This window comes from Hyphomicrobium sp. (assembly GCF_020852195.1).
Taxonomy (GTDB): Bacteria; Pseudomonadota; Alphaproteobacteria; order Rhizobiales; family Hyphomicrobiaceae; genus Hyphomicrobium_C.
The window spans coordinates 1-11,870 of record NZ_JADZBI010000099.1 but is presented as its reverse complement, the minus strand read 5'-3'; the positions used below and the strand labels follow the sequence as shown (position 1 = coordinate 11,870).

10 protein-coding genes are annotated in these 11,870 nt (G+C 66.7%); 5 read left to right on the top strand and 5 right to left on the bottom strand.

The genetic code is table 11. The annotated features are described in order from the left end of the window. Nucleotides 1-152 precede the first annotated feature (152 nt). A complete protein-coding gene (locus tag IT540_RS08055; RefSeq protein ID WP_291175529.1) occupies nt 153-428 on the top strand; it encodes a SemiSWEET transporter in 276 nt (91 codons plus the stop codon). A gap of 89 nt (nt 429-517) precedes the next feature. Here IT540_RS08055 and IT540_RS08050 read toward each other — a convergent pair whose 3' ends face one another. The 5 genes from IT540_RS08050 to IT540_RS08030 all read right to left on the bottom strand — a co-directional run bounded on the left by IT540_RS08050 (nt 518) and on the right by IT540_RS08030 (nt 8,075). Next, nucleotides 518-2,413, bottom strand: coding sequence for a sulfatase-like hydrolase/transferase (locus IT540_RS08050; protein WP_291175526.1), 1,896 nt, complete (start codon nt 2,411-2,413; stop codon nt 518-520). A 101-nt stretch (nt 2,414-2,514) separates the two neighbouring features. Then, nucleotides 2,515-3,453: a cation diffusion facilitator family transporter gene (locus tag IT540_RS08045; RefSeq protein WP_291175523.1), complete on the bottom strand. Its 939-nt coding sequence runs from the start codon at nt 3,451-3,453 to the stop codon at nt 2,515-2,517. Between the two features lie 54 nt (nt 3,454-3,507). Continuing rightward, on the bottom strand, nt 3,508-5,778 hold the full coding sequence (locus tag IT540_RS08040) for an NADP-dependent malic enzyme (RefSeq protein WP_291175520.1): 2,271 nt from the start codon (nt 5,776-5,778) through the stop codon (nt 3,508-3,510). Nucleotides 5,779-5,924: 146 nt separating this feature from the next. Next, nucleotides 5,925-6,365 (bottom strand): hypothetical protein, encoded by a 441-nt coding sequence (locus IT540_RS08035; protein WP_291175517.1) that lies wholly within the window; start codon nt 6,363-6,365, stop codon nt 5,925-5,927. A 264-nt stretch (nt 6,366-6,629) separates the two neighbouring features. Then, nucleotides 6,630-8,075 carry a pilus assembly protein gene (locus IT540_RS08030; protein WP_291175514.1) on the bottom strand — a complete coding sequence of 482 codons (1,446 nt, stop codon included), beginning with the start codon at nt 8,073-8,075 and terminating at the stop codon, nt 6,630-6,632. A gap of 276 nt (nt 8,076-8,351) precedes the next feature. On the opposite strand from IT540_RS08030, the gene IT540_RS08025 reads away from it, so the two are divergent. The 4 genes from IT540_RS08025 to IT540_RS08010 form a co-directional block, all read left to right on the top strand. Next, complete coding sequence (locus tag IT540_RS08025) at nt 8,352-9,254, top strand: LysR family transcriptional regulator (RefSeq protein WP_291175511.1); 903 nt, start codon at nt 8,352-8,354, stop codon at nt 9,252-9,254. A 137-nt stretch (nt 9,255-9,391) separates the two neighbouring features. After that, nucleotides 9,392-9,865 carry a formate dehydrogenase subunit gamma gene (locus IT540_RS08020; RefSeq protein ID WP_291175507.1) on the top strand — a complete coding sequence of 158 codons (474 nt, stop codon included), beginning with the start codon at nt 9,392-9,394 and terminating at the stop codon, nt 9,863-9,865. Next, complete coding sequence (locus IT540_RS08015) at nt 9,862-11,439, top strand: NADH-quinone oxidoreductase subunit NuoF (protein WP_291175504.1); 1,578 nt, start codon at nt 9,862-9,864, stop codon at nt 11,437-11,439. Before IT540_RS08020 ends, IT540_RS08015 begins: the two co-directional genes overlap by 4 nt. A gap of 4 nt (nt 11,440-11,443) precedes the next feature. Continuing rightward, a partial coding sequence (locus IT540_RS08010; RefSeq protein ID WP_291175501.1) for a 2Fe-2S iron-sulfur cluster-binding protein occupies nt 11,444-11,870 on the top strand: 427 nt, incomplete at its 3' end.

The window sequence follows — 11,870 nt, the reverse complement described above, 5'->3', positions numbered from 1 at the left end:
TCCCCCTGGTATGGGAACTTCGATCGCGCAGAGAGGGTTGCTCCATCGATGCGATCTGTAATGCGAGGCTATGGCCAGCTTCCACAGCGGAGAGCTTTGGCCGATGGAGAAGGAGCCACCGCGATGGCATTTCCTGTTCGTTGCATGAGGCCATGGACGGCTGGGCGACCCTGATCGGAACGGCCGCCGCCGTCTGCACGACGGCCTCCTACGTTCCTCAGGTCAGGAAGACCTGGCAGACAGGGGAGACGCGCGATCTGTCGCTGCGCATGCTGATAACGCTCGCGGTCGGCCTGACGCTGTGGTGTCTCTATGGCATTGCGCGCAGCGACCCTGTCATCGTAGTGGCCAACGGCGCGAGCCTCGCGATGCTGGCAGCGCTTCTCTATTGGAAGCTCCGCGACCAGCGCCATGGAACCACTGACTAGACCGCCACCATCGCCCGGGCTTGGCCGGCCATGACGGTCTTGTGGAGGAGCGCGGTGCTTCGAAACTCGAATGAACGGGCTATAGCGGTCTACACCTTGCGGCAGCCGTCCTCTCCGGGCACCGGCCCGCTCTTCGGCGTCAGCCGCTTGCGCGCGCACTGCTCGACGAGCAGGTCGCGCAGCGCGCTCTCGCGCACCTTCCACTCGGGCTTGCCGGCGAGGTTCTCGAGCTCCATCGGGTCGGCGGTGACGTTGTACATCTCGTACTCGCTCGGCGCCGGCTGCGTCTTGACGCGCTCCTCGTAGATGCGCCGCGAGTTGCCGTCGTCGTCGCCCTCGCGTCCGAGCGGCGTGTTGACCACGTCGCGCACGCCGTCGGCTCCGGGCGTTCCGGGCGCGCTCCAGTAGCGGGGATGATCGAAATAGCGCGAGTACTTCCATACCTCGCCCTCGATCGCCGTGATGACGCTCTCCACGTGGTTCGGCTGCGCGACGGAGTCGTAGGTGATACCGATGAAGTTCTTCTGATCGAGCCCACGGCTTGGATCGTCGTCCGTCATGAAATAGATGGGCTCGGCGAGCTTCTCCGGCGCCACCTCGCCGCGGATCAGGGGCGAGAGATCGCGTCCCACGAGCGGCAGCGGATCGGTGAAGCCCGGCGCGATCGCCGTGCGGATCTCGTTGTGGTCGAGGCCGGCGAGCCCGAGCAGCGTCGGTGCGATGTCGATGTGGCTGGTCGGGATCGGGACCGTGCGCGGCGCCTGCTTGCCCGGCAGCACGACGACGAGCGGCACCCGCGTCGCCTCCTCGTAGGCCATGTACCATTTCTGGTGCAGGCCGCCGTGCGCGCCGAGGATGTCGCCGTGGTCGGAGGTGAAGACGACGATGGTGTCGTTGCGGAACCGCGTCGCCTCGAGCGCCGCCAGCACCTCGCCGAGATGCTTGTCCACGTCCGCGTGCAGCCGATAGTAGAACCGATAGTACTCGCGGCTCGCGAACGAGGGCTGCATGAACTTGCTGTAGGCGTCCTTGTAGGACTTTTGGCACGAGGGCTTGTCGTCGAGCTTCTCGAGCCGCGTGCGTCCGAACAGGCTGCGGTCGAACACCTCCTCCGGCACCGTGTCGGGCACGCTGAAGTCGTAGGCCGCCTGCCGGTCCGCGGCGAGGTTGGCGAAGAAGCCCCACAGCGCGATGTCGTGCGGGTTGGTGAACGACGCCATCAGGAACCACGGGCTGTCGTCCTCCGACTCGTTGAGCTCCTTCAGCGTCTGCACGACCTGGGTCGCGATTGCCGGATCCCGGCCCTGCCGGCCCTGGCCGGCGCTGGAGCCGGAGCGCAACGGATCCGATCCGTGCGGCTCGGGTCCGATCCATCCCGAGAACCCGAACGGATCGAGCGTGTCGGCCTTGAGATAGGTGGCCTCCTTCTCCGGCACCGTGATGCCGTTCTCGTCGTAGCTCGTGACGACCTGCTCGGTGCCGGGCACCTTGAGATCGGCCTCCGTCACATGCCACTTGCCTTTCCAGAGCGTGCGGTAGCCGGCGTGGCGCAGGTAGTGGCCGAGCGTCGGCACGGACCCCGGCAGCAGCCAGTGCATGTCCGGATCGTTGGCGGCCTTCGCGGCCCCGTCGGTATTCGCGACGCCGTGCAGCGATGGGTAATGGCCGGTGTAGAGCGAGGTCCGGCTCGGCACGCAGGCGACGGAGGCGACATAGTGCCGTTCGAAGCTCACGCCGGCCTTGGCGAGCTTGCCTTGTGCGGGGAGGTGCTTGGCCCGAAACTCCTTGAGCGCGGCGCTCTCGTAGACGGTGGGAAAACGCTGCTCGTCGACGAGCAGAAACAGGATATTCGGCCGCTTCGTCTTCTGCGAAGCGGCGGGCTTGGCGGCCTCCGCTTCCGATCCCTTGAGCGCTGCAGCGCCGGCGGCGCCCGCAAGGCCGAGCTTCAATGCGTTTCTTCGGGTGAGCTCTCCCTTGCCAGCCATGACGTCCCCCCTTCGTGGCCATGCTATATATAAGGGCACAGAGTATGGCGGGGCCGGTTGAGCCAGTGCAATAGGGAACGCTGCTTAGTGGTCCCTCGGTATCAAGCTCGGGGGCGGGGGTGCGGCTTATCCGCATCGGCGCAGTGCTCGAACTCGAGCTCGACGGTCGCGTGATCAACGCCATAGCGGCTTTTCAAATGCGCCTTGATGGCGGCCGTGACCGTCTCCGGCGCCCCGACGTCGTCGGAGACCCGCGCGTGCAGTGTGATGATCGGCCGCTCCTGGCTGAGCGACCAGGCGTGCACATGATGCACGTCGCGCACCTCCGGAACAGACGCCTTGATGGTCTCCCCGATCTCGTGGGGATCGAGCCCCGCCGGTGTCCCCTGCAGCAGGATATGGCCGGCGTCGCGCACGATGCGGGCCGCCGATCCCAGGATGAGCAACGCGACCAGAACCGACAGGATGGGATCGATCGGCGTCCATCCGGTCGCGAGGATGACGAGCGCCGCAGCCAGCGCGGCGACGGAGCCCAGAAGGTCCCCGATGACATGCAGGGCCGCCGCACGGACGTTCAGGTTGCCGTGATCGCCGCCCTGCAGCAGGCGAAACGCGATCAGGTTGACGATGAGGCCCGCAAGCGCCACCCAGAACATGACGCCGCCAAGCACCGGCGAGGGCGCCCGGAAGCGATGCACCGCTTCCACCACGATCCAACCCGCGATGGCGAACAGGAGCAGCCCGTTGGCGAACGCCACCAGCACGCCGAAGCGGTCGTAGCCGTAGGAGCGTTTCCAGTCCGCCGGCCGGCGTGCGAGCCGGAATCCGAGCCACGCCAGCGTCAAGCCGGCGGAGTCGGTGAGCATGTGGCCGGCGTCGGCGATCAGCGCCAGCGAGCCAGAGATGATCCCGCCCGCGAACTCGGCCGCCATGAAGAAGCCGGTGAGCAACGCCGCGAGACCGATACGCCGCTCGCTTGCACCCGCCGCGTGCGCGGCATGATCGTGGGAATGGGCGTGTGAATGTGAGTGCGCAGACATCCATCGACCTCGGGCGGCATCGGCTCGGAGCCCCGCGGGAGTCCGGAGCCGACTTTAGCCTCCGAAGTCGTACGCCGCGAGCGCCGCGAGGTTCAGGATGTCCGTATCCTTGGCGCCGAGCGTCGAGATCTGCACACTTTTCTCGAGGCCGACGAGCAGTGGGCCGATGAGGGTTGCCCCCGCCAGCTCCTTCAGCATCTTGGTGGAGATCGAGGCCGCGTGGAACGCCGGCATGACGAGCACGTTTGCCGGGCCCGTGAGGCGGCAGAAGGGATAGAGCTTCATGAGGTCGGCCGAGAGCGCGACGTCGGCGGCGATGTCGCCGTCGAACTCGAAGTCGACGCCCCGCTCGTCCAGGATGGCGACGGCCTCTCGTACCCGGTCCGCGCGCTCGTTCTGCGGCTGACCGAAGGTCGAGTACGTAAGCAGAGCCACCCTGGGGTCCATGCCGAACTTGCGTGCCGCACTCGCCGCCTCGGTGGCGATGTCGGCGAGCTGCTCTCCGGTCGGCGCTTCATGCACCTCGGTATCCGCCACCAGCACGCCGCGCCCGCGGCAGAGCGCCAGGCTGACGCCGATCACGCGACGGCCGGGCTGGGGGTCGATCACGCGCCGCACGTCGCGGAACACGTTCGCCCAGTTGCGCGTGACGCCCGCCACCATGCAGTCGGCCACGCCGTGCGCGACCAGGAGGGCGGCGAACACGTTGCGCTCATTCATGACGAGACGCAGGCAGTCGCGCTTGAGGTAGCCGCGCCGCTGCAGGCGCGCGTAGAGGAACTCTGTGAACTCCTCGGTCAACGGCGAGTTGCGGATGTCGACGATCTCGAAACTGTCGCGCAGTCGGATGCCGGCCTCGCGGAAGCGCTCGCGCACGACGGATTCCGTGCCGACCAGCACCGGCGTTCCAAGCCCTTGCGCGACGTAGCTGTTGGCGGCGCGGATCACGGCCGGATCCTCGCCCTCGGCGAACACGATGCGGCGCGGCTCCGCGCGCACGCGCTCGAAGATCGACTGCAGCCAGTCGGAGACGGGGTCGAGCCGCGCGTTGAGCCGCGAGACGTAGGCGTCCATGTCGACGATCGGCCGCCGCGCCACGCCCGAGTCCATGGCCGCCTGCGCCACTGCCGGCGGCAGGCGGGTGATGAGGCGCGGGTCGAACGGCGCCGGGATGATGTAGTCGGGCCCGAAGGTCGGGCGCCGTCCGAGGAATGCGGCCATCACCACGTCCGGCACGTCCTCGCGCGCCAGCGCCGCCAGCGCGCGGGCCGCAGCGATCTTCATCTCGTCGTTGATGGTGCGCGCCTGCACGTCGAGGGCGCCCCGGAAGATGAACGGGAAGCCGAGCACGTTGTTGATCTGGTTTGGATAGTCGGATCGCCCCGTGGCCACGATGGCATCCTCTCGCACGGCCATGACCTCCTCGGGCGTGATCTCGGGATCCGGATTGGCCATCGCGAAGATGATCGGCCTATCCGCCATTGCGGCGACCATCTGGCCTGTCACCGCGCCTTTGACCGACAGCCCGAAGAAAACGTCCGCGCCGTCCAGCGCCTCGGCGAGCGTGCGTGCCTTCGTCTTCGAGGCGTACGCGCTCTTCCACTGGTTCATGCCTTCCTTGCGGCCCTGGTAGATGACGCCCTTGGTGTCGCAGAGCGTGACGTTCTTGGCGGGCAGTCCGAGCGCGACGGCGAGGCCGATGCAGGCGATGCCGGCCGCGCCGGCGCCGTTCACGACCAGCCGGCTCTCCGCGATGTCGCGCCCGGTGAGTTCGAGCGCGTTGATGAGTCCTGCCGCGGCGATGATCGCCGTCCCGTGCTGGTCGTCGTGGAACACCGGGATGTCGAGCAGCTCCTTCAGGCGCTCCTCGATGATGAAGCAGTCTGGGGCCTTGATGTCCTCGAGATTGATGCCGCCGAAGGAAGGGCCCAGATATCGCACCGAGTTGACGAACGCGTCGACGTCCTCGGTGTCGACGAGCAGGTCGATGGCATCGATGTCGGCGAAGCGCTTGAACAGCGCGCCCTTGCCCTCCATCACGGGCTTCGACGCCAGCGCGCCGAGGTTGCCGAGCCCGAGGATGGCCGTGCCGTTCGAGACCACGGCCACGAGGTTGCCCTTGTTCGTGTAGTCGTAGGCGAGCGAGGGATTTTCCGCGATAGCTTCGACCGGCACCGCGACGCCGGGCGAATACGCAAGCGACAGGTCACGCTGCGTGACGAGAGGCTTCGTGGGCGTGATCTCGAGCTTGCCGGGCTTGCCTTGCGCGTGAAATTGCAGCGCCTCTTGGGCGGTAATGCGCGTGCGCTGGGATTTGTTGGCCATTGCTTCGGTCGTGAGACGAAGGGGGCAGGGGCGATGGCCCCTGACGGAGGGAGGGCCACCCTACGAGCCCAGGCGACAGCGGACAACCGCTCATTATTGCGACATTGGTATGCGGCACGGTTGGACGTGGGCCGACCAATTGGACCTCACTCCGCGATCTCCACGGTAAACGTGCGTTGCGTCACGGAGCCGTCGAGCGACGCCTCGACGGAGAAGGTGTCGGTGCCGCGCTCGCCCGGACGCGCCGTGTAGTAGATGCCGGTCCCGAGCACGCGCGTTCCGATGCAGGTGCCGGACGCGCTGGTGTTGACTGTGGTCGGCTGCCCCGGCTCGAACGTGACACTGCCCTTGGTGGGCGGCTGGGTCACCTTGACGGTCGGGGACGCGAGGCTTTCGCAGTTCTCGCCGAAGCCCGCCATGACGAACACGCGGGCCGGCCGCCCTGGGACGACGGGGTCGCGGCGGACTCCCTCTGCGGCGCGGGGCTGGGCGGACGGCGCTTCCGGCGAACCGGACGACGAGCACGCCGCTAGCGCCAGCAGCATCAGCAGAAGCCCTGCGGCGCGGCAGGCGGTAGCGTGCGGCATCAGGGCGAGACCTTTCGACAAAGCTGCGACGGCCCCCCACCATCCGTTCGGGGCGCCGATCATTGGTCCGGTGGAAGGCTGGATGATGATCGCGCTTCAGCCCCCGCGGGGGCCGGCACTCTGCCATGCCTCGTGGACGCGATCACGCCTCAAGTCCGCGTCTGTGGAGAACCTGCAACAGGGAGCTGCCGCGAGCCGCATAAGGAGCGCGCCGGATCACGATGATCCGGCGCGCGATCGCCGAGCACGAGTCCCGCAGCGGGTTCAGTGCGTGAGATAGAGCTGGTTGATCTTGAGCGCGATGTCGCGGAACGCCTGCTTGAGCTCGTTGCCGTTGTCGGCGGTGTAAGCCATGCCGGGATTGGTCGCGCAGTGATCGAGCGTCGCAATCGCCGTCGCGTTCTTGCCGAGCGCGAAGCCGACAGTGTAGACGGCGATGCCGGCTTGCTTCATCGCCGTGCACACCTCGCGCGCCTGCGTTGTCGAGGTGCCGTTGACGGCCGAGCCGGCACCGTTCTCGCTGGTGCTGACGCCATTGGTGTCATACTGCATGTTATATTCGCCGTCCGTCATGAGGATCGCGATCTTGCGCGTGGTCCCGCCATACGCGCTGGCTGCGCTGTCTCCGCTCCACAGCGAGTTCCAGTTCGGCGAGAGCGTATACCAGGCCCACGCGGTGCCGATCTGTCCGGCGGTGGAGCCGGAAAGCTCTAGTTTCTCGATCCTCTGCTTGAGAAGCGCCTTGTTCTTGCTCAGCGGCACGACCTCGTCCGCCGCTGGAAGCCCGCACTTTCCCGAATTCCCGTTCGCCCCGTCGTTGTTGAGCAGCGTCATCACGTAGTTGCCGGTGCCGGGGCCTACGTCCGTGTACTTGTTCGCGCCCTTTCGCTCGACGACGCACTCCGTCGGGTAGTAGGTCACCTTCTCCGTCTTGTTCTTGTTCTTGTAGCTGTACTGGACGGACTTCTGGGATGTGTCGCGTGCCTTGTTGTGTGCGGCGGTCGGAAGGCGCACGCCCTCCGCGAACGGCACCAGCGCCACGCGCACTGGGTTTGCGTTGCTGCTTTCGGAGATCACGATGTTGACGAGATCGGCGGCGGCCACCTTGAGATCGGAGATCTTCTTCGTCGACTTCGAATCCTTCATCGAGCCCGTCACGTCGAGCATCATCGAGATCTCGACCTCGTTGTTGGAGCTGCCGCCGGCCCTGAACACCGCCTTCGAGAACTGGGCTTCCGCCGCGTTGAAGAGCGGAAGCTTGGAGATGCGGGCGAAGCTCAGGAACGCCGTCTTGACGTAGGCGTTCCCGGTGGCCGCGAAAGCGCTGTTGTCGTCCACCGCATCGAACGCGATCGTGTCTTCGATCACCTCCGTGCGGTTTCTCGTGTTCTCGGTGTAGTACTGCTGGGCCGCGATGCGCGCGCCCTCGACGTCTGTTTCGTCCTCCTGCAGCATGCGCCCGCCCTTGAGCACGGCGGCGTCCATGGCGGCGATCGTCTGGTGCCGCGCCTGCAGCCAGCGCCCGATGTCGACCGCGGCGCCGACGAAGAGGCAGAGCGCAACCAGCATCAGCGCGAACATGATGGCGATGCCGCCCCCGGTATCGGCGGCGAACCGGCCGACGAAGGAGGGGCCGGAGCTGCGCGCCGGAACATTGTCGGAACATCCCGGCCGCGATGCGGCCAAAGGCGAGGAGGGGTGCGAAACCATACGACTGCGGGCTCCCAGAAAGACCCCGCCACCTTCGTTCGCCACCGGCTTAGGACTCGTAAATTCCGCTATCCTGCAATGGACGGACGGACGAAATATATCCTTTGAGGTTAACCCTCCGGGAATAGAGTCCGTAAAATACGCCGGATTGCTAGGTATCGCGGAAACCACACGGAATTGAGCGCTTTGGCCGTTGGTGGCTCGTGCACCCCGGTGCGCGGTCGTCTATAGTCGAGACCAGTCTTTGCGGGGCCGCGCCCGAGGCGCCTGGACACCATGATCGATAAGCTCGAACTGCTCCTGGCGCTGGCCCGTGAACGCCACTTCGGCCGCGCGGCGGAGGCCGCGGGTGTCACCCAGCCCACGCTCTCGTCTGCGCTGAAAAGCCTTGAAGATCAATTGGGTGTGCTGATCGTGGAGCGCGGGTCCCGCTTCCAGCGCTTCACGCCCGAGGGCGAGCGGATCCTGGACTGGGCGCGCCGCATCGTGGGCGACGCCCGCGCCATGCGCCAGGAGATTGAAGCCCTGAAGAAGGGTCTCTCCGGCCACCTGAAGCTGGCCGTCATCCCGACGTCGCTGCCGTTTCTCGCCGAGCTGACGGTGCCCATGCGCCGCCGCTACCCGGACGTCAACCTGACGATCCTGTCCATGACCTCGGATTCCATCCTGGCCAAGCTGGAGAATCTCGAGGTGGACATCGGCATCTCCTACGTCGACACCGAGCCGCCGCCGCGCTTCGAGATGATCCGCATCTACGACGAGCGCTATGTGCTTCTGGTTGCACCGGAAAGCCCGCTGGCCAAGCGGGAGCAGGTAACCTGGGCTGAGGCCGGGCAGCTCCCGCTCTGCCTGCTGACGCCGGACATGCAGAACCGGCGCCTTATCGACCGCCACCTGGAGGAGGCCGGCATCCGTCAGACGCCCACCCTCGAAAGCAACTCCATGCTCGTGCTCTATGCGCACGTGCGCTCGGGCGAGTGGGCCAGCATCCTGCCCTCCCGGCTGGCAGAGACGCTGGACAGGCCGAGCCGCCTGCGGCCGATCACGCTGGTCGAGCCAACGGTGACCCACAAGATCGGGCTGATCGTCACCAAGCGCGAGCCCCATTCTCCCCTGGTCGCGGCCTTCATCGCGCACGCCAAGCGCGTCGGCAATCCGGCCAAGGCCGAGGCCGTCTGATCCGGCCCTAGAGCTGCCTCTGCAACCGTAAGTATCGATAGAAACGGTCTATCGAAGCACGAGATAGCGCTATTGATCTTTCCGCCCCTTGGGTCGATCTACATTCTAATAACTATAAACAGATCCGGAGGGCGCCGATGAGCCGCTTCGAGCCGTGGAGCGAGGAGCGCACGGTCGAGATCGTATTAGAGCATCAGGCGCTCGAAGGGCCGCTGATGCCGATCCTGCACGCCCTGCAGCACGTCTTCGGCCATGTGCCGGAGGAGGTGGTCCCCGTCATCGCGCGCGAGCTGAACCTGTCCCGCGCCGAGGTCCACGGCGTGGTGACCTTCTATCATGATTTCCGCCGCGAGCTGCCCGGCAAGCACGTCCTCAAGTTGTGCCGCGCCGAGGCCTGCCAGTCCATGGGATGCGAGCGTCTTGTGGCGCGCGCCGAGGACCGACTGGGCGTCGCCTGCGGCGGCACGAGCGCCGACGGCCGTGTGACGCTGGAGGCGGTCTACTGCCTCGGCCTCTGCGCCACCGCGCCCTCTGCCATGCTCAACGGGCGCCTCGTTGGGCGGCTGGACAACACCCGGCTGGATCAGTTGCTGAAAGAGGCCCAGGCATGATGCTGCGCATCTTCGTGCCGCGGGACGCGGCGGCAATCGCGGTCGGAGCCGACGAGGTCGCGGTCGCCCTTGGCGCGGCGGCGAAGAAGGCGGGGCCGCAGGTCGAGATCGTGCGCAACGGCTCGCGCGGCATGCTGTGGCTCGAGCCGCTGGTCGAGATCGAGCGCGACGGCGTCCGCTACGGCTTCGGGCCGGTGACGGTCTCCGATGTCGAGAGCCTGGTGAAGGCCGGCATCCTGGAGGGGCGGCCCGTCGCGGCCATCACGCATCCGCTCGCCATTGGCGTCGTCGACGAGCATCCCTACCTGACGCGCCAGACGCGGCTCACGTTCGCGCGCTGCGGTATCACCGATCCGGTCTCCCTCGACGACTACCGCGCCCACGACGGCTACAAGGGCCTCGAGCGCGCGCTGACCATGACGCCGATCGAGATCGTGGATGAGGTTGCGAAGTCCGGCCTGCGCGGCCGCGGCGGCGCCGGCTTCCCGACCGGCATCAAGTGGAAGACCGTTCATGATACCGCCGGCGACCAGAAGTACATCGTCTGCAACGCCGACGAGGGCGACAGCGGCACCTTCGCCGACCGCATGATCATGGAGGGCGACCCCTTCCTGCTCGTCGAGGGCATGACCATCGCCGGCATCGCGGTCGGCGCCACACGTGGGTATATCTACCTCCGCTCCGAGTATCCGCACGCCGCCGTGGCGCTGAACGCCGCCATCGCCGCCGCGCGCAAGGCCGGCTTCCTGGGCCCGAAAGTCGCCGGCTCCGAATACGCGTTCGAGCTTGAGGTCCGCATCGGTGCAGGCGCCTACGTCTGCGGCGAGGAAACCTCGCTGCTCGAAAGCCTCGAGGGCAGGCGCGGGCTCGTGCGCGCCAAGCCGCCGCTGCCGGCCCACAAGGGCTTGTTCGACAAGCCGACCGTCATCAACAACGTGCTCTCGCTCTGCGCCGTGCCCTACATCCTGGCCGAGGGCGCCAAGGCGTACGCCGACTACGGCATGGGCCGCTCCCGCGGCACGATGCCGATCCAGCTCGCCGGCAACCTGAAGTTCGGCGGCCTGTTCGAGACCGCGTTCGGCATTACATTAGGTGAGCTTGTCGACGATGTTGGAGGCGGCACGTTTTCGGGCCGTCCCGTCAAGGCCGTGCAGGTCGGCGGACCGCTCGGCGCCTACTTCCCGCGCGCGCTGTTCGACACGCCGTTCGACTACGAGTCCTTCGCCGCCAAGGATGGCCTCATCGGCCACGCCGGCGTCGTGGTCTTCGATGACACAGCGAACATGGCCAAGCAGGCACGATTCGCCTTCGAGTTCTGCGCCATCGAGAGCTGCGGCAAGTGCACGCCCTGCCGCATCGGCTCGACGCGGGGCTACGAGACGATGGACAAGGTGATGGCCGGCCAGGATACGGCCCGCAATCTTGCTGTCATCGAGGACCTGTGCAACACAATGAAGTTCGGGTCGCTTTGCGCTTTGGGTGGTTTCACCCCATATCCCGTTATGAGCGCGTTGACACATTTCCCTGAGGATTTCGGCCGGCCCACACGGAAGCTGGCCGAGGCAGCGGAGTAGGACCATGGCCCTGATCAAAGAGACCGATTACGGTACCCCGGCGTCCAAGTCCGAGAAGCTGGTGACGCTCACTATCGACGGCGTCGAGGTGACGGTGCCGGAAGGCACGTCGATCATGCGCGCGGCGATGGACATGGGCACGCAGATCCCCAAGCTCTGCGCCACCGACATGCTGGAGAGCTTCGGCTCCTGCCGCCTCTGCCTGGTCGAGATCGAGGGCCGCAACGGCACGCCGGCTTCTTGCACCACGCCCGTCGCCCCCGGTATCTCGGTCAAGACCCAGACGCCGCGCCTCGCCGCCATCCGCAAGGGCGTGATGGAGCTCTACATCTCCGACCATCCGCTGGACTGCCTGACCTGCGCCGCCAACGGCGACTGCGAGCTGCAGGACATGGCCGGCGCGGTCGGCCTGCGCGACGTGCGCTACGGCT

What these genes read in the sequence shown, in the direction of transcription:
- IT540_RS08015 (WP_291175504.1), top strand. Translation starts at nt 9,862, where the DNA reads ATGATGCTGCGCATCTTCGTGCCGCGGGACGCGGCGGCAATCGCGGTC.
- IT540_RS08050 (WP_291175526.1), bottom strand. Translation starts at nt 2,413, where the DNA reads ATGGCTGGCAAGGGAGAGCTCACCCGAAGAAACGCATTGAAGCTCGGC.
- IT540_RS08020 (WP_291175507.1), top strand. Translation starts at nt 9,392, where the DNA reads ATGAGCCGCTTCGAGCCGTGGAGCGAGGAGCGCACGGTCGAGATCGTA.
- IT540_RS08035 (WP_291175517.1), bottom strand. Translation starts at nt 6,365, where the DNA reads ATGCCGCACGCTACCGCCTGCCGCGCCGCAGGGCTTCTGCTGATGCTG.
- IT540_RS08045 (WP_291175523.1), bottom strand. Translation starts at nt 3,453, where the DNA reads ATGTCTGCGCACTCACATTCACACGCCCATTCCCACGATCATGCCGCG.
- IT540_RS08055 (WP_291175529.1), top strand. Translation starts at nt 153, where the DNA reads ATGGACGGCTGGGCGACCCTGATCGGAACGGCCGCCGCCGTCTGCACG.
- IT540_RS08030 (WP_291175514.1), bottom strand. Translation starts at nt 8,075, where the DNA reads ATGGTTTCGCACCCCTCCTCGCCTTTGGCCGCATCGCGGCCGGGATGT.
- IT540_RS08025 (WP_291175511.1), top strand. Translation starts at nt 8,352, where the DNA reads ATGATCGATAAGCTCGAACTGCTCCTGGCGCTGGCCCGTGAACGCCAC.
- IT540_RS08040 (WP_291175520.1), bottom strand. Translation starts at nt 5,778, where the DNA reads ATGGCCAACAAATCCCAGCGCACGCGCATTACCGCCCAAGAGGCGCTG.